Here is a 723-nt window from a genome sequence, read left to right on the forward strand (position 1 = left end):
GTCCTCACCGGCGCCACCCAGGCTGATGGTGCCTTCGTCGGCCATGCGCTTGACGATGGCCAGGATCTCGCGATGGGCGGTTTCCACATCCGACAGGCGCACCGGGCCACGCGCTTCCATGTCCTCGAGCAGGATTTCGGCCGCACGCGAGGACATGTTGCGGGTGATCTTTTCCTTGACCTTGTTGTCGGCCCCGCGCAGGGCCAGGCCCAGACGCTCGCCGGAGACCTCGCGCAACACCAGCTGCATCTCGCGGTCGTCCAGGTCCACCAGGTCGTCGAACACGAACATCAGGTCCTGGATACGGATACCCAGCGGATTAGCGATGTCGCCGATACTGCTTGAGGATCACCTGGTCCTGGCCGCCATCCATGTAGTTGAGGATGTTGGCCGCGCTCTGCACGCCGCCGACATTGAAGGACTTCAGGTTCTGGTTGCCGGCGAACTGGCGCTCCATGATCTCGTTGAGCTCGTTGAGCGCATTGGGCGGAATGCCGTCCAGGGTGGCGATGCGCAGGACCACGTCCACGCGGGTGCGCTCGGGCAGCAGCTTCAGGGCCTGGGCGGCCTGGTCCGGCTCCAGGTGCCTCATCACGATGGCGATGATCTGCGGATGCTCGTTGCGCACCAGATCGGCCACCGCACGCGGGTCCATCCACTTCAGCGCGTCCAGGCCGGTGGTGTTGCGGCCCAGCAGGATGCGGTCGACCAGGTTGCCGGCCT

Annotated in this window: 1 pseudogene; it reads right to left on the reverse strand. The window is 65.3% G+C overall.

Annotated features, from left to right (window positions below):
* Positions 1 to 723: pseudogene (gene fliG / locus ABB25_RS14075) on the reverse strand (flagellar motor switch protein FliG); the annotation flags it as partial.

This window comes from Stenotrophomonas koreensis (assembly GCF_001431525.1).
Lineage (GTDB): Bacteria > Pseudomonadota > Gammaproteobacteria > Xanthomonadales > Xanthomonadaceae > Stenotrophomonas > Stenotrophomonas koreensis.